This is a genomic window from Streptomyces hazeniae (assembly GCF_031845485.1).
GTDB classification, from domain to species: domain Bacteria; phylum Actinomycetota; class Actinomycetes; order Streptomycetales; family Streptomycetaceae; genus Streptomyces; species Streptomyces hazeniae.
Genome location: NZ_JAVREQ010000008.1, coordinates 25,796 through 49,520, shown reverse-complemented (window position 1 = coordinate 49,520; position 23,725 = coordinate 25,796). Strand labels below are relative to the sequence as shown.

Below are 23,725 nucleotides of genomic sequence, written 5' to 3'. Positions count from 1 at the left end.
CCGGCAGACCCCGAAGGGAGACGACACCGTGTCCGGGAACGCCGACGCGGCCGCCGCAGCGGCCGCCGTGCGCGACTACATCCGCGCCATCCCGCCCGAGCACAGGCCGCTGTTCGACCGGCTGCACCGGCTGCTCCTCGACGAACACCCCGACGCGGCGGTGACGCTCTCGTACCAGATTCCGTCCTACAAGGTCGGACGCAGGCGGCTCTACCTGGGCGCCTGGAAGCACGGCCTGTCCGTGTACGGGTGGCAGGAGGGCCGCGACGGCGGCTTCACCGCGCGGCACCCCGACCTGGTGACGGGCAAGGGCACGATCCGGCTGCGGCCGGAGGACGCCGAGCGGGTCGACGACGACGAGCTGCGCACCCTCTTCCGGGCGGCGCTCGCAGCGTGACCCCCGGTACGTCGTCCGGCCGGTTCGGGTCGTGGCGAGGGGACGGGAGGCGAAGGAACGGGACGGTCAGGCCGGTGGCCGGGACTGCCCGGTGCCCTTCGCCGCGTCGAGCGCGTACACACAGCGGTCCTTGCTGCACGCGTACACCACGCCGCCGACGACCACCGGCGAGCCGGTGATCTCCCCCTGGGTGGCGAGCTTCCACCGCAGTTGGCCGCCGACCGCGTCCAGCGTGTAGATGCAGCAGTCCGCCGAGCCGAAGTGCACGCGTCCGGCCGCGACGACCGGCGCTCCGACGACGTCGCCCCCGGCGGCGAACCGCCAGCGGGGCGTGCCGCTGACCGCGTCGAGCGTGTAGAGCGCACCGCCGCTGCCGAGGTGGACCAGACCGTCGGCGACCACCACCGGTTCCGTGGAGTGCCGGGCCTCGGTGGCGATGCGCCAGCGGTCGTGCCCGTTCGCGGCGTCGATCGCGTACACCGTGCCGAGGTAGTCGGCGAGGTAGACGCCCCCGCCGGTGACGGCGGGTCCGGGCACGAACGCGGGCGGGCAGAGGAACGCCGCCGGCGCGTCGAACCGCCACCGCTCGCGCCCCGACGCGGCGTCGAGCGCGAACACGCGGGAACCGGCGCAGACGTAGACCGTGCCGTCCTCGGCCGGGGTGAGCCGCACCGGCACGCCCCCGGTCGCCGAGGCGTCGCCGACCGGGTACGACCAGCGTTCCCCGCCGCTGCGCGCGTCCAGTGCGTAGAGCCGGCCGTCGCCCCAGGTGAAGACGGTGCCGCCGCGTACGAGGGGCCCGGCCTCGCGGGTCTCGAAGTCGGCCTGGGCGCCGGTGAGGTCCCAGAGCTTCTCGCCGGTGGCGGCCTCCCATGCCTGCACGCCGCCGCCACGGGTGCCGGTCACCACTGTGCCCCGATCGACGGACAGGGAGTACACCCAGCCGTCGGTCGCCAGCCGCCACCGCTCGGAGCCGTCCCGGGCGTCGAGCGCGTAGAGGCTGGGGCCGTCCGAGGCGTGCACGCGGCCGGCGGAGACCGCCATGGACCAGGCGACCTCGCGAGTCTTGAACTGGCGGCGCCCGGTGGCGACGTCCAGGGCGTGCACCTCGAAGGAGGTGACGTACAGCAGGTCGTCGGCGACCGCGGGAGTGCCCCACAGGTCGTTGGACATGCGGAAGCGCCAGGGACGCCAGCCCGCCTGGCCGGGTGCGGCACCGTCCGGCGAACCCTGCGGAACGGGCGGCGCCTGCGGCGGCGGGGGCGGGGCCCCGGGCCCGGCCGCGGCCGGGCCCGTCCCGCCTGGCGGGCGCACCCAGCCGGTGCCGGGCATGCCGGAGTCCGCGACCTGCGGCTGATCGTCGCGCCGGGGACCGGGGCCGATGGGGACCTGGGCCCCGGGCAGCCGTACGGGTGAGCCCTCGCCGGGTGGCGAGGAGACGACGGGGGGCGAGGCGACGGACGCGGCGTACGCGGCGTCGGGGCCGGCCGCGGAGGGCCCGCCGGGGCCCGCGGGCACCGCCCCGGTGCCGTAGGCGCCGGCGTGCGGCCGGTATCCGCCCTCGGCCTGCGGGTAGGCGCCGGGCGCCGCGTGCGGGGGCATCGGCGGCATGGCAGCCAGGTCGGGACCGCCTGCCGGTGCGGCACCGGGGCCGTGCGCCCCGTTCGGGCCGTGCCCGCCCGCTCCGTGCCCGCCGGGTCCGCCGGGCCTGCCGGGCCCGCCGCCGAGGGCCTGCGCGGCGACCCGGGCGGCGCGGGCGCCCCGCTTGCGTTCGATGAGGGCGACGGCGCCGGCGGGCAGCCAGGCCGAGGCGGTGCCGCTGTCGTCGCTGCCCGAGGAGAACAGGTGCGGCGCGAGCTGGGCCTGGAGATCGGCGGGGCTGGGCCGCTCCTCGGCTGCCATCCGCATGCAGGAGTCGATCAGCGGACGCAGTTCGTCCGGCATGCCTTCCAGGTCGGGACCCTCGCGCAGCAGCATGAAGACGGTCTCCACCGGGTTCGCGCCGTGGAAGGGGGCGTGGCCGGTGGCGGCGAAGACCAGAGTGGAGGCGAGGGAGAAGATGTCGCTGGCGCCGGTGACGCTGCGGGAGTCGCGGGCCTGTTCGGGTGACATGTACGCCGGGGTGCCGACGGCGACGTTGGTCATCGTCAGCCGTGTGTTGGACACCCCGGAAGCGATACCGAAGTCGATCACCCGGGGGCCGTCCTCGACCACCAGCACGTTGGAGGGCTTCAGGTCGCGGTGGACCAGCCCGGCACCGTGGATGGACTGCAGCGCCTCGGCGATGCCCGCGGCCAGCCAGCGCACGGCCTGAGCGGGCAGCGGGCCGCACTCGTTGACGATCTCCTCGAGCGAGGGCGCGGGCACGAAGGCCGTGGCCAGCCACGGCACGGCGGCGCGCGGGTCGGCGTCGACGACCGCCGCGGTGTAGAAGCCGCTGACGGCACGGGCCGCCTCCACCTCACGGGTGAAACGCACCCGGAAGAGCTGGTCCTCGGCGAGCTCCGTGCGCACCGTCTTGATCGCCACCCGGCGGCCGGAGGCGGAGCGGGCGAGATACACCAGCCCCATCCCCCCTGAGCCGAGACGGCCGAGCACCTCGAACGGCCCGATCCTTCGCGGATCGTGCTGCGTCAGCTGCTCCACCACGTGCCTGCCACCTCCCCGTTGGGGCGTTCGCTTCGTCACCGCCCCCGTGCAGCATCTCACCGCCCCGCAGGACGAAAGTGTCCGTCGGGGCCGATTGTTCCTGGCGCGGCCTGCGGTTGCGAACCCGGGGGGCGGCCCGGCCGTGTCGTTACTCCCCGGTCAGCGCTCTCTCAATGCCCCTCTTCCGGGGCGATCACGGCGAAATAGGCACCCTGGTCGTCCACGAGCACCGCGTACCGGCCGAAGGGCGTGGTGGCCGGCTCCCGCACCGTGCGCCCGCCGAGGCGGTTGGTCGTCCGGACGGCCTCGTCGCAGTCACCCACCGCGAAGTAGAGGAGGAAGTGCGCCGGCAGGTGCTCCGGGGCATCGGCGGCGATCAGGGCGCGGCCGCCCACCGCATGGTCCGGGTCGGCCGGCTCGCCGCGCGGCGCCCACATGACGAAGTCCTCCCCCAGCGTCTCGCTGAGGTCGCCGGTCTCGAAGCCGAAGACGGCTGCGTAGAAGGCGTCGACGGCCTCCTTGTCGGCGGCTCTGGTGTACACCTCCGCCCAGGCGTACGCACCCGGCTCCCCGGGGGCCTCGAAGCCGGTCATCGTGCCCGGCTGCCAGAGCTGGAAGACGGCGCCGCCCGGGTCTGCCGCCACCGCCGTGTACCCCGCCCCGCCCAGCGGGAACGGCTCCATGATGACCTGACCGCCCGCCTCCCGGACCCTCCCGGCGGCGGCCGAGATGTCCGGGGTGCTCAGATGCACGTTCCAGTCGGTGGGCATCCGCCCGTCGGGCTTCGCGACCAGACCGGCGACGGCCTTCCCGCCCAGCGTCGCCGTCGTGTACGCCTCCCGCTCGCGGTCCGGCTCCCCGAAGGACCAGCCCAGCAGCTCACCGTAGAACCTTCTGCCCGCCGCGACGTCGGGCAGCATGGCGACCGCCCAGCAGGGCGCGCCCTCCGCGAATCCGGCCATCGTCGCTCCACCTCCCAGCGGCCCGCACCACCGTGCGTGCGCGACCGTGCACCTCGTGTGTACGACAGAAACGCTAGCGGGCGGCACCGACACTCGCAGTTCGTGCGGGCCCCGCCGCGCGCCGCCGCTCCATGGCGCTGAAAACGGGTCCCAGACCCGTTTGCACCGCCCGAATCGCGCGCCCTTCACCCGTCGGTAAGCTGACGGCATGACAGGACAGGTACGAACCGTCGACGGCAGGGTCGCCGGCCGGAGGGGCCAGGCGACGCGGCAGAAGCTGCTCGACCGCCTCGGCGAGATGCTGAACTCGTCGCCGTACCGCGACGTCAAGGTGATCGACGTCGCGCGGAAGGCGGGTACGTCCCCCGCGACCTTCTACCAGTACTTCCCGGACGTCGAGGGCGCCGTTCTGGAGCTCGCGGACGCGGTGGCCAAGGAGGGAGCGAACCTCGGCGAGATCGTCGAAGGCCGTTCCTGGGCCGGGAAGTCCGGGCGCGGAACGGCGGAGGAGCTGGTCGACGGCTTCCTCGCCTTCTGGCGCCGCAACGACGCGCTGCTGCGTGTCGTCGATCTCGGCGCAGCCGAGGGGGACAAACGTTTCTCCCGCATCCGCACACGGCTTCTCAACGGCGTGACCGCGTCCCTGACGGACGCCATCAAGGATCTCCAGGCCCGCGGCCGGGTCGACGAGGAAGTGGTGCCGGCGGCCATGGCCGGCGCGCTGGTCACCCTCCTCGCCTCGGTGGCGGGTCACCAGAAGGTGTTCCAGACCTGGAGTGTGAAGCAGGCCGACGTCCGGCCGACACTCGTGGAGCTGGTGCACCTCGGTGTGACCGGACGCAAGCCCGCCAGGTAGCCGCCCGCACCGTCGGCCCCGCAGCCGCGCCCGGCCCGGGGCGGCGGGCGCGGGCGGCCGGGCGCCGGACGCGTGCGGCGGCTCCTGTCCCCGCCGCATCCTCACGCGGCACCCGCGACGACGCCTCCCCGCAGGCCGTCGTCACGCCCGGCCCCGCTACGGCGCAACGGCCCGCCACGGCACGCACACGGCCCGGGTCCCCTCGATCTCCGAGGGGACCCGGGCCGTGTGCGTGTCTTCGGAGGGGCGGGCGCGCCCGCCCCTCCGCGCCGGTCGTCAGAACCGGGTGTACAGCAGACGGTTCGGCGAGCCGCTGCCCGCGTCCGTGACGCGACCCTTCGTCGAACCGTCCAGCAGCGCCTCGGTGACCTCGGCGGGCGTGGCCGACGGGTGCTCGGCGAGATGGAGCGCGGCGGCACCGGTCACGTGCGGCGCGGCCATCGAGGTGCCGCTCCACACCGCCGTACCGTCCGGGTCGTCGTGGTCGGCGGACTCGATGAGGTGACCGGGGGCGAAGAGGTCCACGCAGTCGCCGTAGTTCGAGTTCCCCCACCGCGCGTCGGCGGCGGTCGTCGCCGCCACCGTGATCACGTCCGGCTCCCGCGCCGGGGACTGCAGGCAGGCCTCGCGGTCGTCGTTGCCGGCCGAGACCGCGACGGTCACACCCGCCTCGACCATGCCACGGACCGCGTCGTCCTTGGTGTCGCTGGCGCTGCCGCCGATGCTCACATTGGCGACCGCGGGGAGCTGCGCGTTGGCGGCGACCCAGTCGTAGCCGGCCAGCACGTCGGCGGTGGTGCCGCGGTTCTCGCAGTTCAGCACGCGCACCGCGACGATCTTCACTTCCTTGGCCACTCCGTACACCGCGCCGCCGACGGTGCCCGCGACGTGCGTCCCGTGGCCGTGGCAGTCCTGCGCGACGGCGTCGTCCTCGACGAAGTCCCAGCCGTTCGAGGCCCGTCCGGTGAAGGCCGGGTAGCGCACACTGACGCCCGAGTCGACGACGTACGCGCGCACGTTCCCGCCACCGGTGATGTGGGCGTACTGGTCGTTCAGCGGCAGGTCCCGCTGGTCGACGCGGTCCAGGCCCCAGGTCGCGTTGATCTGCGTCATGTCGTCGCCGCGCTCGACGCCGTTCTGCTCGACGTAGGCGACGGACGGGAGAGCCGCGAGACGACGCGCCTCGGTCTCGTCCGCCCGCACCGAGAAGCCCTTGAACGCGGTGCTGTAGGTGCGCTCGACCTTCGCGCCCAGCGCCTCGGTCTCCTCCAGCAGGTTCTCCGCGAGGCCGCGCACCGACTCGGTGGACCTCAGCAGCGAGGCGTCCGGGGCAGCCTTGCCGGACTCCTTCATCACCACGATGTACTCGCCCTCGATGGCGCCGGGGTCGTCGGCCCCGCGCACCTGGCCGAGCCCGCCGCCGGGCGGCCCGTCCGTCGGCTCCAGCGCGCCCGCGAGGGCGCCCGTGCCGCCGAGCAGCATCAGCGCGGCTGCTCCGACGAGGACTATCCGAGACTTCCTGTGGGTTCTCTTCTTGTGCTGCAACGGAGCGAGCCCTTTCGGTCGGGCGTGCGGTGACTGCTCCGTTCTAGCCGTACACATGTGGGACTAACGGTACATGTCCGCTATGGAACGCGGACGGCGACCCGAAGTTACGCGATCGTTACCATTGTCCGAGCTTCACGCCCTCCCCACGTCGACCCCGAACTCTCCCCTCCTGTGACGGCGCTGATCACCCGTCACATCACCCTGACCAGCGGCTTTCGCCAGGCGGCAGGGGAGGGCGGGAGGCCGTCCGGGGTGGCCTCGGCGGCACACTACGCTCATCGGCATGCACATGTCCGGACAAGCCCACCCCGTCCACGTCGTCGGCGCAGGGCCCGGCGGCCTGGCGACCGCCGCGGCGCTCCAGCGGCGCGGCATACGCACCGTCGTGCTGGAGAAGTCCCCCTCGGTGGGCGCCTCCTGGCGCTCCCACTACGACCGGCTGCGCCTGCACACCACGCGCCGCTGGTCGGCGCTGCCCGGGCTGCCCATCCCCCGCTCGTACGGCCGCTGGGTCGCCCGCGACGACCTCGTGCGGTACCTCGAGGCGTACGCCGACCACCACCGGATCGAACTCGCGGCCGGCGTCGAGGTCGACCGCATCGACCGCGACGGCGGCGGCGACGGGGACGGGGGCGGCGCGAACGGCGACGGGGACGGCGCCACCTGGACGCTGCACGCCAACGGCGGGCGCAAGCTCTCCGCCGCCGCCGTCGTCGTGGCCACCGGCTACAACCACACGGCCCGGCTCCCCGAGTGGCCCGGCCGCCAGTCCTTCACCGGCGAGCTGCTGCACGCCTCCCGCTACCGCAACGCCACGCCGTACGCGGGACAGGACGTGCTGGTCGTGGGCGTCGGCAACACCGGCGCCGAGATAGCCGTCGACCTCGTCGAGGGCGGCGCGGCCCGGGTGCGCCTCGCCGTGCGCACCCCGCCGCACATCGTCCGGCGTTCCACACTGGGCTGGCCGGCACAGGCGAACGGCGTCCTTTGCCGCCGCCTCCCGACCGGCATGGTCGACGCGATGGCCGCCCGCATGGCGCGCCTCGCCCTCCCCGACCTCGAGCCGTACGGTCTGCCCCGCCCCGAAGCCGGCCTCTACACCCGGGCCCGGGAGGGCGCGATCCCCGTCCAGGACGTCGGCCTCATCAAGGCGATACGCAAGCGGCGCGTCGAAGTCGTCGCCGCCGTGGAGTCGTTCGACGCCGGCAAGGTCACCCTGGCCGACGGCGCCTCGCTCACGCCCGACGTCGTCATCGCCGCCACCGGCTACACCCGCGGCCTCACCCCGCTGGTCGGCCACCTCGGCGTACTGGACGCCACCGGCCGCCCCCTCGCCCACGGCGCCCGCACCCACCCCGACGCCCCCGGCCTCTTCTTCACCGGCTACACCAACCCGCTCAGCGGCATGCTCCGCGAACTCTCCCGCGACGCCGACCGCATCGCCCGCGCCATCGCCCGCCGAGCGACCTGACCGCCGGCCGGGCCGGACCCCGGCCGCCGACCCCCCCTCAGGCCCCGCCTCCCCCACCACCCGTACCGCCCGTACCGAAGCGGGCGACGTAGTGCCAGACCTTCTTCAGTGCCTGCGGAGCGTGCCTGCCCCTCCGGACGGCCCGGCCGAGGACGGCCGGATCGAGCAGGCCGTGCTCGGCGACCTCCGCGCCCAGCGCGACGTAGTCCGGCCCCCGGAACTCCGGGTGTCTCCGCAGCTCGTCGACCGAGAGCCGGAAGCCCTGATGCCACTCGACCGCGCACGGCAGCCGGTCGGCGGCGGCCGCCACCTCCGTGCCCCGGAAGCACGGGTCGAGGACCAGGGCCTCCACGTCGCGGTCGAGGCGGACCTCGCCGTGGACCTGTGCCTCCACATAGTCGTCGAGCGGGTCCCGGCCGTCCGCATCGGCCAGTTCGGCGAGCCGGGCGACCGTGTCCGTGACCCCGAGGTCCGCGGGGTGCGTGCAACTGTCCGGGTAGCAGAACGTCGCCCGGGCGCGGGCGCTGGCCGTCAGCCGGAAGTGCGCCGACCCGAACCGCGCGGCGCCTCCGTACGACCGCCCGCGGTGGTTCAGCGCACCGTAGACCGGCCGTTCGCCGGGCGGAGCGTCGTCGTAGACGCGCCCGAAGAGGCGGCTCTCCCAGCGCCAGCGGTCGCCGCCCGGGTGAGCCGTAAGTCCGCCGTTGCTGGTGCCCGTGACGAACTGCGACCGGTACAGGCCGCCCTCGGCGAGTGCGTCGAGGATCGCCGCGCCGCCGTGCACCCGGTCGGGGTGGAAGTTCAGCGTCACCCGCCAGGCGGCGGCAGCCGGTGCGCCCCCGGACAGCGCCGCGACGTGTCGCACCGCCCGGTCCGCCCGCGACGCTCGCCCCGCCTCGACGCTCATCGCTGCAGTGTGCTTCACGCGGACGGCGAAGCGCCTTCGATTTCCGCGAGGGCGGGCGGCTGCGGTTCAGGCGGCGGTTGGTGTGCGGTGCAGTTCGAGGCTGCACGTGTCGGGGGTGTGACCCAGCTGGGTGAAGGATCGGCCCGCACTGCTCGCGGCGCGTGTCTGCGGACCTGCTTGCCTCTTCGGAGCCAACCGTTGGTCGCTGTCGCGGTCCAGCGGATTCACGAGGAGGGGGACGTCAGTGTCGGGAGTTCTTGGTCCCGGCTGTTCGCAGGCCGTAGATGAGGGCTCCGAGGCCGAGGACTGCGGCGCCGGAGATGACGGCGCTGAGGGGCAGGGCGAAGGCAAGGATTGCGCAGCCGGTGAGGCCGATGAGGGGAATGAGGCTGCGGGGGCTGCCTTCCTCGGGGGTCAGGGTCCACGCGGAGGCGTTGGCCACGGCGTAGTAGGCCAGGACTCCGAAGGAGGAGAAGCCGATGGCGCCGCGTACGTCGGTCGTCGCGACGAGCAGGGCGACGAGGGCACCGACGGCGATTTCGGCGTGGTGGGGAATGCCGAAGCGGGGGTGGACGGCGGACAACGTGTGGGGCAGGTGCCCGTCACGGGACATGGCCAGCGTGGTCCGGGAGACGCCGAGGATCAGCGCGAGCAGGGAGCCGAGCGCGGCGACAGCGGCACCTGCCCGGACGACGGGAACGAGCCAGTCGGCGCCGGCGGCCTGGGCGGCGTCGGACAGCGGGGCGGTGGCGCGTGCCAGCCCGGCCGGGCCGAGCACCGCGAGGGTGGCGGTGGCGACGAGGGCATAGACGGCGAAGGTGATGCCGAGGGCGAGCGGGATGGCGCGCGGGATGGTGTGGGCAGGGTCGCGGACTTCTTCGCCGAGGGTGGCGATGCGCGCGTAGCCGGCGAAGGCGAAGAACAGCAGTCCCGCGGCCTGGAGCACCCCGCCGACGCCGGCGTGGGCGCCGATGTCCGGCCGTGTGAGGTCCGCGGGGTAGGAGGTCAGGGCGGTGACGACTGCGGTGAGAAGCACGGCCAGGACGAGCGAGACGATGATGCGGGCGAGGAGGGCGGACTTCTGCACGCCGACGTAGTTCACCGCGGTCAGTGCCACCACGGCGACCACGCCCACGGCATGAGCATGGTCGGGCCAGAGGTAGGCGCCGATGGTGAGGGCCATCGCCGCGCAGGAGGCGGTCTTGCCGACGACGAACGCCCAGCCGGCCAGGTAGCCCCAGAATTCACCCAGGCGCATTCGGCCGTAGACGTAGGTGCCACCGGACTGCGGGTAGAGGGCGGCCAGCCGTGCGGAGGAGAGCGCATTGCAGTACGCCACGAGCGCGGCGAGGGCCAGGGCGAGCAGGAGCCCGGAGCCGGCGGCGTCAGCCGCCGGGCCGAGGGCCGCGAAGATCCCGGCCCCGATCATGGAGCCCAAGCCGATCACCACGGCGTCGAGAACCCCCAGGCGGCGCTTCAGCCCGCCCCCGCCCGCAGCGGCCCCCGCCGTGTTCATCGCTCGTTCCCTCCTACAGGTCTTCGACCCGGCGCACGGTAGCCGAGGAAGATGACGGGCCGGGTGCCCCGGCATGCCGACGTCGGCCCATGGGCCACTGGGGGCGGGCAGGCCGTGCTCAGTTTGTGTCAGCGCCCTCGCCGTTCGGCGTGCGCCGACGTGATCTCGGTGAACAGCCGGCGGATGCGCCGTTCGATGTCGTCGCGGATCGGACGGATGGCGTCGACGCCCTGTCCGGCGGGGTCGTCGAGTTTCCAGTCGAGGTAGCGCTTGCCGGGGAAGACGGGACAGGTGTCGCCGCAGCCCATGGTGATCACCACGTCGGACGCCTGCACGGCCTCGACGGTCAGCACCTTCGGGGTTTCGGCGGACATGTCGATGCCGACTTCGGCCATGGCCTGCACGGCGGCCGGGTTCACGGCATCGGCAGGCGCGGACCCGGCGGAGCGGACCTCAACGGTCCCGCCCGCGAGGTGGGTGAGGTAGGCGGCGGCCATCTGCGAGCGGCCGGCGTTGTGGACGCACACGAACAGCACGGACGGTTTCGTCTCAGACATGGGCGGATCCTTCCGGAACGGTGGCCGGTGGGGCTGCCGGGGTGGAGTGGGGAAAGTGACGGCGCGCGGCGCGGGCGACGTAGACCAGGCCGATGAGGACGGGAACCTCGATGAGCGGGCCGACGACTCCGGCGAGGGCCTGACCGGAGGTGGCGCCGAAGGTGGCGACGGCGACGGCGATGGCCAGTTCGAAGTTGTTGCCCGCGGCCGTGAACGCGAGCGTCGTCGCCTTCGGGTAGCCGAGGCCGACCGCTCGCCCGACCGACATGGAACCGGCCCACATCAGCACGAAGTACGTCAGCAGCGGCAGCGCGATCCGGGCCACGTCCAGCGGCTTCGAGGTGATGGCGTCGCCCTGGAGGGCGAACAGAACGACGATGGTGAACAGCAGTCCGTAGAGGGCGAACGGACCGATTCGGGGGACCAGTCTCGTCTCGTACCAGGTGCGACCCCGGGCCCTTTCGCCGAGGCGGCGGGTGAGGAACCCGGCCACGAGCGGGATGCCCAGGAAGAGCAGCACGGAGCGGGTGATCTCCCACACGGAGACGTCGAGGGCGGCCTGTGGGAGACCCAGCCATCCGGGGAGGACGGAGAGGTAGAACCAGCCGAGCAGACTGAACGCCAGGACCTGGAACAGGGAGTTCAGGGCGACGAGGACGGCGGCGGCCTCGCGGTGGCCGCCGGCGAGATCGTTCCAGATGATGACCATGGCGATGCACCGGGCGAGGCCGACGATGATCAGGCCGGTGCGGTACTCGGGCAGGTCGGGCAGGAAGACCCAGGCGAGAGCGAACATGAGGGCCGGGCCGACGATCCAGTTCAGCACCAGTGAGGAGACGAGCAGACGGCGGTCGCGGGTGACGGTGTCGAGCCGGTCGTAGCGGACCTTCGCCAGGACCGGGTACATCATCACAAGCAGGCCGAGCCCGAGGGGAAGCGAGACCCCGGTGACGGTCACCTTGGCGAGCGCATCGCCCAGGCCCGGAACGAGGCGGCCCAGTCCGAGGCCGACGGCCATCGCCACGAGGATCCAGACGGCGAGGAACCGGTCCGGAAGCGACAGGCGGCCGGCGACCGGCCTCCCGGTGTCCGGGTTCACGAGGCGGCCCCGGCGGCGGGCAGCGGCTGTCCGGCCGGGCGGCTGAGGATCGCGGCGAGCTGATGGGTCATCTGGGGCAGCAACCGGTAGTACACCCACGTTCCGCGGCGCTCGGAGTCGATCAGCCCGGCCTGTTTCAGCAGCTTCAGGTGGTGGGAGATCGTCGGTTGCGACAGGTCGAAGGCGGGGGTGAGGTCGCAGACGCAGACCTCCCCGCCGGCCCGGGAAGCGATCATCGACAGCAGTCGGAGGCGGACGGGGTCACCGAGGGCCTTGAACACCTTGGCCAGCGTCTCCGCCCGGTCGGCGTCCAGCGGCGCGGTCAGCAGTCCGGGGCAGCATCCGGCGGGGTCGTCCTGGAAGGGCGACGCCGGCTCTTGTTTCGACATGCTTCTATGTTGACGTTCTTCGATCCAAGGCGCAAGGTTGAATCGACAGACATCGAAGCAGAATGATGAGGAGAAGGCCATGTCCCGTGTCCAGCTCGCGCTCAACGTCGCCGACCTCGAAGCATCGGTGGCCTTCTACTCCAAGCTGTTCGGGGTGGAACCCGCCAAGCGGCGGCCCGGATACGCCAACTTCGCCGTCACCACGCCACCGCTGAAGCTCGTCCTCATCGAGGGCGAGCCCGGCGCGGCCACCCGCCTGGACCATCTCGGCGTCGAGGTCGAGAGCACGGACGACGTCACCGCGGCAACCACCCGGCTCAAGGACGCCGACCTCACGACGTTCGAGGAGAACGACACGTCCTGCTGCTACGCCCTCCAGGACAAGGTCTGGGTGACCGGCCCGGGCGGGGAGCACTGGGAGGTCTACGTCGTCAAGGCCGACACCGACCAGCTCGGCACCATCCCCGCTCCGGACAGCGACGTCTGCTGCGCCGAGCAGGGCACGATCACCGAAACCGCAGACGCCACAGGCTGCGCGTGCCGAAGGTGAACGCCTCGGCCCGGTCCACCACCGCGACCCCGTGAGCCGGGCGGGGATCTTGAGGGCTCCGGAAGGCAACGAGACGGGCGCTGCGGGGTGTTCCAGGGCGGCTCGGCGTGCCTTCGTGGCTTGCGCTTGACGTTGCGGAAGGCCATAGCGTCGGTGACGTCGGACGGAACGGCGCAAGCCGGAACGAACCGGCGCGTACACACCTGGACGGACGGAGGCAGGGCATGGAGTGGCCCATTCAGGAGGTGGCGCGGTCGGCGGGGATCACCAGCCGGGCGCTGCGCCACTACGACGACATCGGCCTGCTCAAGCCCACCCGCGTCGGGCACGGCGGTCAGCGCCACTACGACGGCGAGGCGCTCGTACGGCTTCAGCGCATCCTGCTCCTGCGAGAGCTGGGGCTGAGCCTGACGGCGATCGCCGACGTGCTGGCGGGGCAGCGCGACACGGAGGGCGCGCTGCGCACGCACCTGCGCCTGCTGGAGCAGGAACGGGAGCGGCTGGACCGCCAGATCCGGTCCGTCCGCACGACGCTCACCAAGACACAGGGAGGCGAATCACTCATGCCGGACGAGGTTCTGGACGGGTTCGACCACACGCAGTACAAGGACGAGGTCACCGAGCGCTGGGGCAAGGAGGCGTACGAGCAGGGCGACCGCTGGTGGCGCGGACTCTCGGACGAGGAGAAGGGCGACTTCAAGCAGCGGCAGCTCGACATCGCTCGCGACTACGCCCGTGCGCACGCCGAGGGCCTCGCGCCCGACGGGGAGGAGGCCCAGGCCATCACCCGGCGCCACTACGACTGGGTGGCGGGGGGCTGGCAGGGTCGGTGGCCGACGGCCGAGCAGTTCACCGGTCTCGGCCGGATGTACGTCGCCGACCCGCGCTTCACCGCGAACTACGACGTGCACGGCGAGGGCACCGCGCAGTTCGTCTGCGAGGCGATGGAGGTCTTCGCCGAGCGGAACCTGTAATCCCCGGCACGGCCGCCCTCGCTCATGCGCGCGGCGGCGGCACGACATGCGCTCCGAGCCCGACGCGGCCCGGGGCGCGGTCGGCGTGCAGGACCAGGTCGGCGTCGTAGTCCGCACCCGCCTCGTGCCGGTAGGCGAGGGGCTGCTCGCCGGGCAGGCCGCGGAGGCGGTCCGCCAGTGCCGCGGCGTGGACATCCGCCTCGGCGGGCGTCGCACGGTCCGCGCCGTGCACGACGTACGGGCGCAGCGGGGCCATCCCGGTGTACCAGAGGGTGCCGTGCAGCACCGGCCACAGCACTTCGTCGAGCGCGCCGTGGATGCCGCGCGGACCGAAGCTCGACGCACGGGCGCCGACGGAGGTGACGACCAGTGCCCGCCGGCCCGCCAGGCCGCCGTCGCCGTAGCGGCGGGTACGGCCTTCCGCGTCCCGGACGCCGAACGCGAAGCCCTGCACCAGCACCCGGTCGAACCAGCCCTTCAGGATCGCCGGCGGCCCGAACCACCACAGCGGGAACTGGAGGACCAGCGTGTCCGCCCAGGCGAGCTTCTCCTGTTCCGCCCGGATGTCGTCGGCGAGCTCGCCGGCGCGGTACGCACGCTCCTGCTCGGCGCCGACGAACAACCGCTCGCCCGACGCGCGGTGGAAGTCGGCCGCCTCGACGACCGGTTTGAAGTCCATCGCGTACAGGTCGGACTCCCGTACCGCGTGGCCGTCGGCCGCCAGGGCGCGGAGCCCTTCGGCGCGCAGGGCGCCGTTCAGCGAGCGCTGCTCGGGATGGGCGTAGATCCACAGCACGTTCATGGTGGTCACGGCCGCGGAGGTCGTGTGCGTCGGAGTCGTGTGCGTCGGGGTCATGCGTACGAGGCTGCTCCGGTACGGTCGGCGGAACGAGTGGCTGGACTGCCATGGTGTGAAAGAATACGGCCATGACGGTCTTCGCGGACGACGGCAGGCACCGCGTCGCGGTGCTGGTGCGGCACGGGGTGCTGCCGCTGGAGCTGGGCCTGGTGCACCAGCTGTTCGGCGCCGCGCGCGACCCGCGCTCCGGTGACCGCCTGTACGAGGTGCTGACCTGCGCCGTCGCACCCGGGCTGGTGCGCACGGACGCCGACTTCCCGGTGCTGGTGGAGCACGGAACGCAGGTGCTGACCGAGGCGGACACCGTCGTCGTCCCCGCCTCGCACGAGGAGGACGGCGTCTCGGGGGTGCTGAGCGAGCCGCTGCGTGCGGCGCTGTCGCGGATCGGGCCGGGCACTCGGCTGGCGTCGGTGTGCACCGGCGCCTTCGTCCTGGCCGCCGCGGGGCGGCTCGACGACCGGCCCGCGGCGACGCACTGGAAGTCGGTGGACCGCTTCCGGGAGCTGCACCCGCGGGTGCAGCTCGATCCCGACGTGCTCTACACCGACGACGGCGACGTGCTCACCTCCGCCGGCGAGGCGGCGGGCATCGACCTGTGCCTGCACATCATCCGCCGCGACCACGGCGCGGCGGTGGCCGCCGATGTCGCGCGGACCACGGTGGTGCCGCCGCACCGGGAGGGCGGGCAGGCGCAGTACGTGCCCCGTCCCGTGGCCGATCCCGGACGGCGCGCCGCCACCGGCGCGGCACGGGCCTGGGCGCTGGCCCGCCTGGACCGGCCGGTCGCGCTGCGCGAGCTGGCGGAGCAGGAGGGGATGAGCGTCCGGACGTTCAGCCGCCGCTTCCGTGAGGAGGTCGGCGTGACACCGGGACGGTGGCTCACGCAGCGCCGCGTGGAACGCGCACGGCAGCTCCTGGAGGAGACGGCTCTGCCCGTCGACCGGGTCGCCGCCGACGCGGGTTTCGGCACGGGCGCGAACCTGCGGCAGCACTTCCAGGCCGCGGTCGGCGTGCCGCCGAGCGCGTACCGCGTCACCTTCCGCGGCACGGCAGGCACGGCAGGCACGGTGCCGACGGCCTCGGACACGGCCACGGTGTCCGAGGCCGGAGGACCGGCACCGTCCCGACCGAACGGCTCGGCCTGAGGGGCCCCGGCCGGCCCCGCCGCCTCCCGCCGCCGGGGCGCGGCGAGAGCGCTGTCGGGCCCGCGCACCTGCCGGACCGAGTCCCGGCCCTCCGGGCGGCGCCGTCACGGCGGGCCCGTCAGGCGGGCGGCGTGGGCCGTCCGGCCCGCGGGTCCGCCTCACGCGGGACGGACGTGCCCGGGGCGGAAGGGCCCGGGGCGGAAGGGCCCGGGGCGGAAGGGCCCGGGGCGGAAGGGCCCGGGGCGGAAGGGCGCTGGATGACGAGGGCCGCGAGCGCCGCGACGGCGCACAGGGCACCGGACGCGATCCAGGCGAGGTCGTAGGAGCCGGTCAGGTCGCGGGTGAGGCCCGCGAGGAAGGCGACCAGGGAGGCCCCGGCCTGGTGGGAGGCGAGGACCCAGCCGAAGACGACGGCGCCGTCGTCACCGAAGTGCTCGCGACAGAGCGCGATGGTCGGCGGCACCGTCGCCACCCAGTCCAGGCCGTAGAAGACGATGAAGAACAGCATCGGCGGCTGCACCGTCTCGGCGAACAGCAGCGGCAGGAACAGCAGGGAGACCCCGCGCAGCGCGTAGTAGACGGCGAGCAGGCGGCGCGCGTCGAAGCGGTCGGTGAACCAGCCGGAGGCGACCGTGCCGACCAGGTCGAAGACGCCGATGACGGCGAGCAGGGAGGCGGCGGCCGGGACGGCCATCCCGTGGTCGTGCGCCGCCGGCACGAAGTGGGTGCCGACCAGGCCGTTCGTCGAGGCGCCGCAGACCGCGAAGGTGCCCGCGAGCAGCCAGAAGACCCGGGTGCGGGCGGCGGCGGTCAGTGCGCCGAGGGTGCGGCGCGCCGCACCGCCGCTCGGGCGGGGCGGCGTGACGTAGGCGTCGTCCGCGCCGTACGGACGCAGGCCGACGTCCTCGGGGCGGTCCCGCAGCAGCCACAGCACGAGCGGGACGACCGCCAGCGCCGCGCCCGACACCAGCAGGGACGCCGTGCGCCAGCCGGAGCCCTCGACGATCAGCGCGACGAGCGGCAGGAAGACGAGCTGGCCCGCGGCGCTGCCCGCCGTGAGGATGCCGGTGACCAGGCCGCGACGGTGGACGAACCAGCGGTTGGTGACGGTGGCCGCGAAGGCCAGCGCCATCGAGCCGGTGCCGAGTCCGACCAGCACGCCCCAGCAGAGCACCAGTTGCCAGGAGGCGGAGAGGAAGACGGTCAGCCCGCTGCCCGCGGCGATGACCAGCAGCGCGCAGGAGACGATCAGGCGGACGCCGTAGCGCTCCATCAGGGCGGAGGCGAAGGGCGCGGTGAGGCCGTAGAGCAGGATGTTGACGGAGACGGCGCCGGAGATGGTGGCGTGCGACCAGCCGAACTCCTCGTGCAGCGGCTCGATGAACACGCTGGGCGTCGCCCGGAAGGCGGCGGCGCCGACGAGGGCGACGAAGGCGACGACGGCCACCCACCAGGCGCGGTGCACTCCGCGCGACCTGCGCGGGCCGGCGAGCGGGGAGCGGGAGGGCCGGCGGCGGTCGCGGCGGCGGGGGTGCTTCCGTGCGGTGGTCGGAGTCTGTGTCACGTGGATCAGAGTCGCCCGGTGCCGCCGACCGGACGAGTGGCCCGATGGCCATGTTGTGCGAGGATCGGGCCATGACCGTTTTCGCGCACGACGGCAGGCACCGGGTCGCGGTGCTGGTCCGGCACGGGCTGCTGCCCATCGAACTCGGCATCGCGCACCGCATCATGGGCTGGGCCTGGGACGCCCGCGAAGAGCGCCTGTACGAGGTGGCCACCTGCGCCGTCTCCCCCGGAGAGGTGCGTACGGACGCCGACTTCACACTGAACGTCCCGCACGGCCCCGAGGCGCTGGAGGAGGCGGACACGGTGATCGTGCCGGCCTCGCACGAGGACGACCTGCCGTGGCAGGAGGGCCGTCTGGAACCTGCGCTGGCCGAGGCGCTCGCACGGATACGGCCGGAGGCGCGCATCGCCTCCATCTGCACCGGGTCGTTCGTGCTGGCGGCCGCCGGTCTGCTGGACGGCCGGCGGGCGACGACCCACTGGCGCGAGGCGGCCCGTTTCCGCGCGTTGTTCCCTGAGGTGCTGGTCGACCCGGACGTGCTCTACGTGGCGGAGGGCCGGGTGCTCACCTCGGCAGGCGTCGCCTCGGGTATCGACCTGTGCCTGCACATGGTGCGCGAGGACTTCGGCTCGGAGGTCGCGAACTCCGTGGCCCGGCGCACCGTCGTCCCGCCGCACCGGGACGGCGGGCAGGCGCAGTACATCGAACGGCCGCTGCCGGAGCCGGAGCGGCGCGCGACGACCGCGACGGCACGGGCGTTCGCCCTGGAGCATCTGCACCGGCCGCTGTCCCTGCGCGAGTTGGCGGCGACGGAGGCGATGAGCGTGCGGACCTTCACCCGGCGGTTCCGGGAGGAGGCCGGCGTGAGCCCGCAGCAGTGGCTGACCGCGCAACGCGTGCAGCGGGCGCGGCGGTTGCTGGAGAGCAGCGACCTGCCGGTGGACAGGGTGGCGGTCGATGCCGGCTTCGGCTCGGCGTCCGCACTGCGGATGCATCTCCAGGCGTCGCTGGGCGTCTCACCCAGCGCCTACCGGCGCACCTTCCGTGCGGGGGCGCCCGCCTGACGGACCGCGCGGCCGGGGCGGCACGGACGCGTCCGCCGTACGACCGCAGCCGTACGCACGCGCGTCGGCGCGTTCGGCCGGGGCGGGACCCGGGACGCGGTCGAACTCGCACCAGACGCGCTTCCCGCCCCCCTCGAGCCGCCAGCCCCAGCGGTCGGCGAGACCGGAGACCAGCTCCAGCCCCCGGCCGCCGGTGTCCTCGCCCTCGGCGTGACGCGGCAGCGGGGCCGTGCGGCTGCCGTCGCAGACCTCGACCCGCAGCGCGCCCCCGGACGGGCTGCCGTGCGGGCCCGCGGCGTCCGCGCCGGGCCGGCCGCTCGCGCCGCCCGGCTCGGGGCCGCCCTCCGTGAGGGACATGCTCAGCTCGGCCGGGCGGCCGGTGTGCACCACGGCATTGGTGACCAGCTCGGAGACCAGCAGCACGACCGTCTCCGCGAGCTGCTCGTCGTCTCCCGCGAGCCCGCAGCCCGCGAGCCCGCAGCCGGCCAGCCGTTCACGGGCCCATCTGCGGGCACGCCCGACCTCGGCCGGATCCGCCCCGATCTCCAATCGGACCTGCATCACACGCACGCTCACACCACCCGAACCGGCGGACGAATCACTCTGTGTTCCGCCCCCGCCACGTTATGTGACGCGGACGTTCGACAGCTTGCTTCCCCGACCGCGGGCGAAACAAGCGCTTCAGGCATATTCCGTCGCAAAGGAGTAGACGCGACGCTTACCGCGCCTGTCGTCCCGGGATGCGTGGTAGGCGGCGAGAGCGGCTCTGGCGCCGCCTGGTCGCTGCGCACGCCGGACGCCCGGGGGACACCGGGCGCGTCGGGCGGGAGCGCGCCGCGTCGGCGCCGCGCGGGAGGTCAGGCGGACAGCGGGCGGTCCGCGGCTGCCGTACGGCCGGTGGCGGCGGCGAGGTCCGGATAGCAGTCGAAGAGGCGGCGCACTCCCAGCGCGGCCAGCACACGGTTGACGTGCGAGCCGTCCTCGGCACCCTGCGCCGGCAGGATCAGCCGCAGCCGCCCGGCGCAGGAGCGCATCAGCCGGCGCGAGGCGATGAGCACACCCACGCCGCTGGAGTCGCAGAAGAGGACGTCGGAGAGGTCGAGGACCAGACTGTGCCGCCCGTCGGCCACCGCGTCGTGGACGTGCTGCCGCACGGCGGGTGAGGTCACCAGGTCCATCTCGCCGGAGACGCGCAGGACGGTCCACTCACCTCGCTTCTCCTCCACCACCTTCAACGACACGTGTCCGCTTCCCTTTCGTCGCCGAGCGTTCTCCCCCGCGCCTTCCCGCCGGATACTCCTCAGCTTCCGGCTGCCCGGGGGACGGCCGTCAAAACCGTCTGCCTGCTGTGACCCTAAGCCCTGACCCCCTCCGCGCTCTGCCGACTTCCGGTCAGAATCGCAAGACTCACGGGCATATGCGGGCGCTCCAGACCGACTTCGATCACGGAATCCTGCGGAATGTGAGGTTATCGGCACCTTCCGCAGTCCCGTCCCGGCGCACATTGCCGCAAAGGGGCGTACGTTGTCAGCGCCCCCCACTACATTCGTTCACAGCCAGCGGGGATCTTTCGAGCGGGGGCAGGGGACGGGCGGCGGCACGGGAGCGGAACCACATGGCACAGGACACACCACCGCGCTGGGACCGGAAGATGCAGCAACGGCTCGCGCGGGGCGAGGCAGCGGCCCTCGGCGAGCTGTACGACCGTTTCGCCGCGATGGTGCACGGGCTGGCGCACCGCGTGCTGGACGACGAGCCGGCCGCCGACCGCACCACCCGCGCCGTGTTCCTGCACCTGTGGGAACACCCCGGCGAGTGGAACCCGCAGGACGGTTCGCTGCGCTCCTGGATCGCCGCCGTCACGCAGCGGCTGGCCGCGGACGTGCTCCGCGAGCGGCAGCGGGACGGCACACCCGAACAGGTCGAGGAGAAGGTGCGGACAGCCTCCGCGGCCGCCCGTGCCGACTACATCGTGAACTCCATGCCCGCCTCGCTGCGCGCCGCGCTCGAACTCGCCTACTTCCAGCGGCGGGACTACCGGCAGACCGCCGAGCGCCTCGGCGTCACGGAGGACGAGGCGCGCCGCCGGCTCCGGCTCGGTCTCCAACTGCTCTCGTCGGCCGCCGCACGGTCCCTCCCGGCCCGGTCCGGCGGGCCACCGGGCGCCGCACCGGGCCTTGGGCGGGCCGGATGAGCGGCCCCGACGCGCCGAACGGCCAGGATCCGCACGAGCCGGACGGCTCCTCCGGCCCGCCGCGGGTGCCCCCGCCGCGCCCCGCCGCCGAGGACGGCGCCTGGCCCCCGGACCCCGCGCCCCTGCCGCCACCCCGTCCGGAGAATCCGGGACCTCCGGCGCCTCGGAGCGGGAGGCCGGTACCCCCCGGCACCGCACCGCCCGGCCTCGCACCGCTCAACGCGGGCCCGGTGCCGCACGGTTACAGCCACGGCCTGCTCAAGTCGCTTCTCGGCGCGTGGGCGCTCGCCGCCTGCTCGGCCGAGGAGACCGCCGCCGTCGAGGCGCACCTGACCGACTGCACGGGCTGCGCGGACGAGGCGCTGCGGCTGCGCGACGCCGTGGGCCTGCTGCACCCCGAGGACGGACTGGACCTCGACCCGATGCTGCGCTCCGAGGTGCTGGAGGGCTGCCTGAGCCGCCGTCCCGCCCGGATACCCGTGCCCGAGTGGGCCACCCCGTACGACGCGGAGACCGCGCGGCTGGACGCGCTCCTGCACGACCTGGCCGAGGCGGAATGGCGGGCCCCGGTGCGGCTGCGCTGGTTCGACGGCCTCCGGCATGCCGAACGCACCACGACCGTCGGCGGCGTGCTCGGACACCTGAGCGTGGTCGACGGCACGGTGGCGGCCACGCTCGGGCTGCCCGACCCGCTGCACCCGGATGCGGTGCGCCCGGACGCCGGGCCGTCCGCGCGCACCGACCCCACCGCGCGCACGGAGGCGTCCTGGCACACGGAGCCGGTGGACCGGCGGGCCCGCGGGCGGTGGCGCGACCAGCGCCACGCACTGATCCGCACCGTGTCCTTCGGCGGCGACCGCACCCCCGGACTGCCGGTGCCCTACGGGGACTTCTCGCTGCCGATGCGGGACGCCTTCCTCGACCGCGCCTTCGAGTGCTGGGTGCACGCGGGTGACATCGCCGACGCCATCGACTATCCGTACGGCCCTCCGGCCGCGCCGCACCTGTGGCGGATGCTCGATCTCGCCGCGCGGCTGCTCCCCGTCTCGCTGGCCGCCCGCCGCCGGGCCGGCCTCGCCTCCCCCGCCCGCACGCTCGGCGCGGCCGGCGCGCCCGGCCGCTCCCTGCACCTGGAGGTGGAGGGCCCGGGCGGCGGCGACTGGTACGTGCCGCTGGACTCGCCCGGAGCCGCCGGCTCACCGGAGCACGCGGTGGCCCACGTGGCGCTTGACGGGCTGGAGTTCTGCCAGCTCGCGGCGGGCCACGTGGCACCCGAGGAGGCCGCTGCGGGCCACGACGGCGACCGTGAGGCCGTCCGCGACGTCCTGTTCGCCGCGGCCTCCCTGTCCCGCATGTGACCGCCTCGGGCGACCGGGGTGTTCCACCGGGTGGGAGGGGCGTGCGCTACGCGAAGACGACCGTGCGGTGGCCGTTGAGCAGGACCCGGTGCTCGCTGTGCCACTTCACGGCGCGGGCGAGTGCCTGGCACTCCACGTCCCGGCCGACGGCGACCAGTTGGTCCGGGGAGACCTCGTGGCCCACCCGTTCCACCTCCTGCTCGATGATCGGCCCCTCGTCGAGGTCGGCGGTCACGTAGTGAGCGGTCGCGCCGATCAGCTTGACCCCGCGCGCGTGCGCCTGGTGGTACGGCTTCGCGCCCTTGAAGCTCGGCAGGAAGGAGTGGTGGATGTTGATGATCCGGCCCGACAGCGCCTTGCAGAGGTCGTCGGACAGCACCTGCATGTAGCGGGCCAGCACGACGAGCTCGACGCCCTCCCGCTCGACCAGCCGCAGCAGCTCCGCCTCGGCCTGCTGCTTCGTCTCCGGCGTGACGGGGAGGTGGTGGAAGGGCACGTCGTGCGAGGCGACCAGCTCGGCGAAGTCGGTGTGGTTGGAGACGACCGCCGCGATCTCGACCGGCAGCGCACCGATGCGGGCCCGGAACAGCAGATCGTTGAGGCAGTGGCCGAAGCGGCTGACCATCAGCACCACCCGCATCCGCTGCTCGGCCAGGTGCAGTTGCCAGTCCATGCGGAACGAGTCGCCGACGGCGGCGAAGCTGGCCCGCAGCTTCTCCAGCGTCACCGGCGGCTCGGCGGAGAAGTGCACGCGCATGAAGAAGAGCCCGGTGTCGTGGTCCCCGAACTGCTGGCTGTCCTCGATGTTGCAGCCGGTCATGAAGAGGTAGCTGGACACCGCGTGCACGATGCCCATCCTGTCCGGACACGACAGGGTCAGGACGAACTGTTCGGGTGCGGGCTCGCTCATGAGCACAGCGTGGCACACCGGCCACGCTCCGGGCGGGGGTGTCCGCCCCTCGGGCGGGCCGCTCCGGCGGGCCGCTCCGGCGGGCCGGCCCCGGCGGTCCGGCCGGTCGTGCCGGTCCCGCGGTCGCCCGGTCAGACCGCGCGCAGCGACTGCGCCAGGGCGTCCAGCGACCGCGGCGGCACCTCCGGGTCCTCCCCGTCGTTCACGGCGAGCCGCTGGTGCGCGTCGCGCGCGGCCCGTACGGCCTCGGGCCAGGCGTGGTGCTCCAGGTACGCGGCGACGGGCGCGTCCGCGCCGACCTGGTGCATGATCCGCAGCACCCGCAGGACCGCGGTGTCCACGAGCGCGGCCTCCTGCGAGTCGCGGAATATCGTCCCGACGTACTTCTCGGCCGACCAGTTGTCCAGCCAGGTGTCCTCGACGAGGCGGTACACCGCGTCGGTGACGTCGCCGTAGCCGGGGCGCCCCGTCGCCCAGCACTCCTGCTGGAAGGCGGGGTCGGAGAGCATGTGCAGCGCGGAGCGGACGTTGCTGCGCCAGCGCCACCAGGGCATGTCGTGTACGGGCATGCCGCCCATGGTGGGGGAACGACGTCCGCGGCGGGAAGACTTCTCCGGTGCTTGGTGCGCGTGCTGCATGGCACCCGAGCCTATGTCCGCCCGTCGCCGCCACCGGTTTGCCCCCCGGAATTCACCAGCCGGTCACCGCCGGTCGACCGAGGGCCACCGTCGCGTTACGGACGCGGGGCATCGT

General features: G+C 73.7%; 23 protein-coding genes. 9 read left to right on the top strand and 14 right to left on the bottom strand.

All coding sequences use genetic code 11. The features are described 5' to 3' along the window. Nucleotides 1-28 precede the first annotated feature (28 nt). Nucleotides 29-397 carry an iron chaperone gene (locus RM572_RS11205; protein ID WP_311673127.1) on the top strand — a complete coding sequence of 123 codons (369 nt, stop codon included), beginning with the start codon at nt 29-31 and terminating at the stop codon, nt 395-397. Nucleotides 398-463: 66 nt separating this feature from the next. Here RM572_RS11205 and RM572_RS11200 read toward each other — a convergent pair whose 3' ends face one another. Both RM572_RS11200 and RM572_RS11195 read right to left on the bottom strand, forming a co-directional pair. Further along, nucleotides 464-3,046: an outer membrane protein assembly factor BamB family protein gene (locus RM572_RS11200; RefSeq protein ID WP_311673126.1), complete on the bottom strand. Its 2,583-nt coding sequence runs from the start codon at nt 3,044-3,046 to the stop codon at nt 464-466. 170 nt (nt 3,047-3,216) lie between these two features. Next, a complete protein-coding gene (locus RM572_RS11195) occupies nt 3,217-4,008 on the bottom strand; it encodes a VOC family protein (RefSeq protein WP_311673125.1) in 792 nt (263 codons plus the stop codon). A 208-nt stretch (nt 4,009-4,216) separates the two neighbouring features. On the opposite strand from RM572_RS11195, the gene RM572_RS11190 reads away from it, so the two are divergent. After that, nucleotides 4,217-4,864, top strand: a complete 648-nt coding sequence (locus RM572_RS11190) for a TetR family transcriptional regulator (protein ID WP_311673124.1) — start codon at nt 4,217-4,219, stop codon at nt 4,862-4,864. A 276-nt stretch (nt 4,865-5,140) separates the two neighbouring features. On the opposite strand, the gene RM572_RS11185 is transcribed toward RM572_RS11190, so the two are convergent. Further along, a complete protein-coding gene (locus RM572_RS11185; protein ID WP_311673123.1) occupies nt 5,141-6,346 on the bottom strand; it encodes a S8 family peptidase in 1,206 nt (401 codons plus the stop codon). 355 nt (nt 6,347-6,701) lie between these two features. Here RM572_RS11185 and RM572_RS11180 point away from each other — a divergent pair, with 355 nt between their 5' ends. Continuing rightward, nucleotides 6,702-7,883 (top strand): flavin-containing monooxygenase, encoded by a 1,182-nt coding sequence (locus RM572_RS11180; protein ID WP_394813587.1) that lies wholly within the window; start codon nt 6,702-6,704, stop codon nt 7,881-7,883. A gap of 37 nt (nt 7,884-7,920) precedes the next feature. On the opposite strand, the gene RM572_RS11175 is transcribed toward RM572_RS11180, so the two are convergent. From RM572_RS11175 to RM572_RS11155, 5 genes are all read right to left on the bottom strand, one after another. Further along, on the bottom strand, nt 7,921-8,790 hold the full coding sequence (locus tag RM572_RS11175) for a DUF3626 domain-containing protein (RefSeq protein WP_311673121.1): 870 nt from the start codon (nt 8,788-8,790) through the stop codon (nt 7,921-7,923). Between the two features lie 241 nt (nt 8,791-9,031). Then, nucleotides 9,032-10,306, bottom strand: a complete 1,275-nt coding sequence (locus RM572_RS11170; protein WP_311673120.1) for an APC family permease — start codon at nt 10,304-10,306, stop codon at nt 9,032-9,034. Between the two features lie 128 nt (nt 10,307-10,434). Then, complete coding sequence (locus tag RM572_RS11165) at nt 10,435-10,863, bottom strand: arsenate reductase ArsC (protein ID WP_311673119.1); 429 nt, start codon at nt 10,861-10,863, stop codon at nt 10,435-10,437. After that, entirely contained in the window at nt 10,856-11,962 is a 1,107-nt protein-coding gene (gene arsB, locus RM572_RS11160; protein ID WP_311673118.1) for an ACR3 family arsenite efflux transporter, read from the bottom strand. Before arsB ends, RM572_RS11165 begins: the two co-directional genes overlap by 8 nt. Continuing rightward, entirely contained in the window at nt 11,959-12,351 is a 393-nt protein-coding gene (locus RM572_RS11155; RefSeq protein ID WP_311673117.1) for an ArsR/SmtB family transcription factor, read from the bottom strand. Before RM572_RS11155 ends, arsB begins: the two co-directional genes overlap by 4 nt. Nucleotides 12,352-12,430: 79 nt before the next feature. Here RM572_RS11155 and RM572_RS11150 point away from each other — a divergent pair, with 79 nt between their 5' ends. Both RM572_RS11150 and RM572_RS11145 read left to right on the top strand, forming a co-directional pair. Beyond that, nucleotides 12,431-12,901: an ArsI/CadI family heavy metal resistance metalloenzyme gene (locus tag RM572_RS11150; protein ID WP_311673116.1), complete on the top strand. Its 471-nt coding sequence runs from the start codon at nt 12,431-12,433 to the stop codon at nt 12,899-12,901. A 224-nt stretch (nt 12,902-13,125) separates the two neighbouring features. Next, nucleotides 13,126-13,875, top strand: a complete 750-nt coding sequence (locus tag RM572_RS11145) for a MerR family transcriptional regulator (protein WP_311673115.1) — start codon at nt 13,126-13,128, stop codon at nt 13,873-13,875. 22 nt (nt 13,876-13,897) lie between these two features. Here RM572_RS11145 and RM572_RS11140 read toward each other — a convergent pair whose 3' ends face one another. Continuing rightward, nucleotides 13,898-14,677, bottom strand: a complete 780-nt coding sequence (locus RM572_RS11140; RefSeq protein ID WP_311673284.1) for an NAD(P)H-dependent oxidoreductase — start codon at nt 14,675-14,677, stop codon at nt 13,898-13,900. A 125-nt stretch (nt 14,678-14,802) separates the two neighbouring features. On the opposite strand from RM572_RS11140, the gene RM572_RS11135 reads away from it, so the two are divergent. Then, nucleotides 14,803-15,879, top strand: coding sequence for a GlxA family transcriptional regulator (locus tag RM572_RS11135; protein WP_311673114.1), 1,077 nt, complete (start codon nt 14,803-14,805; stop codon nt 15,877-15,879). A 118-nt stretch (nt 15,880-15,997) separates the two neighbouring features. On the opposite strand, the gene RM572_RS11130 is transcribed toward RM572_RS11135, so the two are convergent. Continuing rightward, complete coding sequence (locus RM572_RS11130) at nt 15,998-17,443, bottom strand: MFS transporter (protein ID WP_394813581.1); 1,446 nt, start codon at nt 17,441-17,443, stop codon at nt 15,998-16,000. Between the two features lie 44 nt (nt 17,444-17,487). Between RM572_RS11130 and RM572_RS11125 the strand changes: the two genes are divergently transcribed. After that, nucleotides 17,488-18,510, top strand: a complete 1,023-nt coding sequence (locus tag RM572_RS11125) for a GlxA family transcriptional regulator (RefSeq protein ID WP_311673113.1) — start codon at nt 17,488-17,490, stop codon at nt 18,508-18,510. Here the strand turns inward: RM572_RS11125 and RM572_RS11120 are convergent. Then, a complete protein-coding gene (locus RM572_RS11120; RefSeq protein ID WP_311673112.1) occupies nt 18,463-19,080 on the bottom strand; it encodes an ATP-binding protein in 618 nt (205 codons plus the stop codon). The two genes, RM572_RS11125 and RM572_RS11120, sit on opposite strands and share 48 nt — an antisense overlap. A 287-nt stretch (nt 19,081-19,367) precedes the next feature. Then, nucleotides 19,368-19,751, bottom strand: a complete 384-nt coding sequence (locus tag RM572_RS11115; protein WP_210732830.1) for an STAS domain-containing protein — start codon at nt 19,749-19,751, stop codon at nt 19,368-19,370. Nucleotides 19,752-20,125: 374 nt separating this feature from the next. Here RM572_RS11115 and RM572_RS11110 point away from each other — a divergent pair, with 374 nt between their 5' ends. Further along, nucleotides 20,126-20,704: a sigma-70 family RNA polymerase sigma factor gene (locus tag RM572_RS11110; protein WP_311673111.1), complete on the top strand. Its 579-nt coding sequence runs from the start codon at nt 20,126-20,128 to the stop codon at nt 20,702-20,704. Continuing rightward, nucleotides 20,701-22,062, top strand: coding sequence for a zf-HC2 domain-containing protein (locus RM572_RS11105; protein WP_311673110.1), 1,362 nt, complete (start codon nt 20,701-20,703; stop codon nt 22,060-22,062). Before RM572_RS11110 ends, RM572_RS11105 begins: the two co-directional genes overlap by 4 nt. Before the next feature lie 46 nt (nt 22,063-22,108). Here RM572_RS11105 and purU read toward each other — a convergent pair whose 3' ends face one another. Continuing rightward, a complete protein-coding gene (gene purU, locus RM572_RS11100) occupies nt 22,109-22,972 on the bottom strand; it encodes a formyltetrahydrofolate deformylase (RefSeq protein WP_311673109.1) in 864 nt (287 codons plus the stop codon). Between the two features lie 131 nt (nt 22,973-23,103). Then, nucleotides 23,104-23,610 (bottom strand): SCO4402 family protein, encoded by a 507-nt coding sequence (locus RM572_RS11095; protein WP_311673108.1) that lies wholly within the window; start codon nt 23,608-23,610, stop codon nt 23,104-23,106. Nucleotides 23,611-23,725 lie beyond the last annotated feature (115 nt).

Coding starts and splice junctions, on each gene's coding strand:
- RM572_RS11195 (WP_311673125.1), bottom strand. CDS start 4,008: ATGGCCGGATTCGCGGAGGGCGCGCCCTGCTGGGCGGTCGCCATGCTG.
- RM572_RS11190 (WP_311673124.1), top strand. CDS start 4,217: ATGACAGGACAGGTACGAACCGTCGACGGCAGGGTCGCCGGCCGGAGG.
- RM572_RS11185 (WP_311673123.1), bottom strand. CDS start 6,346: ATGCTGCTCGGCGGCACGGGCGCCCTCGCGGGCGCGCTGGAGCCGACG.
- RM572_RS11180 (WP_394813587.1), top strand. CDS start 6,702: ATGTCCGGACAAGCCCACCCCGTCCACGTCGTCGGCGCAGGGCCCGGC.
- RM572_RS11175 (WP_311673121.1), bottom strand. CDS start 8,790: ATGAGCGTCGAGGCGGGGCGAGCGTCGCGGGCGGACCGGGCGGTGCGA.
- RM572_RS11170 (WP_311673120.1), bottom strand. CDS start 10,306: ATGAACACGGCGGGGGCCGCTGCGGGCGGGGGCGGGCTGAAGCGCCGC.
- RM572_RS11165 (WP_311673119.1), bottom strand. CDS start 10,863: ATGTCTGAGACGAAACCGTCCGTGCTGTTCGTGTGCGTCCACAACGCC.
- RM572_RS11155 (WP_311673117.1), bottom strand. CDS start 12,351: ATGTCGAAACAAGAGCCGGCGTCGCCCTTCCAGGACGACCCCGCCGGA.
- RM572_RS11150 (WP_311673116.1), top strand. CDS start 12,431: ATGTCCCGTGTCCAGCTCGCGCTCAACGTCGCCGACCTCGAAGCATCG.
- RM572_RS11145 (WP_311673115.1), top strand. CDS start 13,126: ATGGAGTGGCCCATTCAGGAGGTGGCGCGGTCGGCGGGGATCACCAGC.
- RM572_RS11140 (WP_311673284.1), bottom strand. CDS start 14,677: ATGAACGTGCTGTGGATCTACGCCCATCCCGAGCAGCGCTCGCTGAAC.
- RM572_RS11135 (WP_311673114.1), top strand. CDS start 14,803: ATGACGGTCTTCGCGGACGACGGCAGGCACCGCGTCGCGGTGCTGGTG.
- RM572_RS11125 (WP_311673113.1), top strand. CDS start 17,488: ATGGCCATGTTGTGCGAGGATCGGGCCATGACCGTTTTCGCGCACGAC.
- RM572_RS11110 (WP_311673111.1), top strand. CDS start 20,126: ATGGCACAGGACACACCACCGCGCTGGGACCGGAAGATGCAGCAACGG.
- RM572_RS11105 (WP_311673110.1), top strand. CDS start 20,701: ATGAGCGGCCCCGACGCGCCGAACGGCCAGGATCCGCACGAGCCGGAC.
- purU (WP_311673109.1), bottom strand. CDS start 22,972: ATGAGCGAGCCCGCACCCGAACAGTTCGTCCTGACCCTGTCGTGTCCG.
- RM572_RS11095 (WP_311673108.1), bottom strand. CDS start 23,610: ATGCAGCACGCGCACCAAGCACCGGAGAAGTCTTCCCGCCGCGGACGT.